Below are 969 nucleotides of genomic sequence, written 5' to 3'. Positions count from 1 at the left end.
TACTTTTAATCTGTTTAGGTGTTGCTATCTTATGCTTAATTCTCGATGGCGTATTAGTGTTACGCAAGCGTAAACGCATAAAAAACAATGAATATAAAGGGAGTGAGTAAAGGGGGAATTGATGCTAAAAGGGATCACATTTGCCCTAAGTGGCAATATTTTATTTGGACTAGGTTACTATTTTGCCATTCTATTACGCCCATTAAGTGATATGGCGATGTTTGGATTTCGCATTGTGGTGCTTATTCCATTTATTCTTCTTGCCATTTTCTTATTTAAACAACAGCACTTATTCTACGAACTGTTGCAAAAAATCCGCCGAAACCCACCGCTTGTACTGGTGGTTTGCCTTCTTGCTCTCAATACGGGCGTACAGTTATGGCTTTTTCTTTGGGCACCGAATAATGGACAAGCCTTGCAAGTATCAATCGGTTACCTATTACTTCCACTTGTTACGGTAGTATTAGGAAAAATCGTATTTAAAGAACAATTCACCCGATTAAAATGGGCATCTTTTCTCTTTGCTTTAGTGGGTGTTGTGGCAAATATCGGTTTTTCTGCGGAAATTTCGTGGGCAACTTTTGTCGCAGGCTTTGGTTATCCACTCTATATTATGCTACGCCGTTATTTTCAGATTAACAGCCTTGCCACTTTTTTTGTGGAACTATTACTCTGCTTACCTGTTGCTATCTATTACATCAGTCAAATCAATATGGAGAGCATTCTGAGCCAAAATTCATCTCTCTATTATTACCTAGCATTATTAGGTTTAGTAAATGGAGCGGCTTTCATTCTCTTTTTAGGCTCCAGTAATTTATTACCAATGAACGTACTTGGCTTAATTGGTTATGCTGAGCCTCTTATTATGTTACTGATTTCTCTCGCTATTGGTGAAGTGCTAAGTTCACAATCCTATTTCTTAATGTTTTGCCTTATTTGCTCGATTTTTTGTTTAACCTTTGATAGTTT

1 protein-coding gene is annotated in these 969 nt (G+C 37.3%); it reads left to right on the top strand.

What is annotated here, in order from left to right:
* Positions 1-121 precede the first annotated feature (121 nt).
* On the top strand, positions 122-969 hold an 848-nt coding region (gene rarD / locus A1D25_RS01670; protein ID WP_157393990.1), incomplete at its 3' end, for an EamA family transporter RarD.

Source organism: Ursidibacter arcticus (assembly GCF_009761375.1).
Lineage (GTDB): Bacteria > Pseudomonadota > Gammaproteobacteria > Enterobacterales > Pasteurellaceae > Ursidibacter > Ursidibacter arcticus.
Note: the sequence above shows the minus strand (reverse complement) of the source record. Positions and strands in the feature narration are given on the sequence as shown.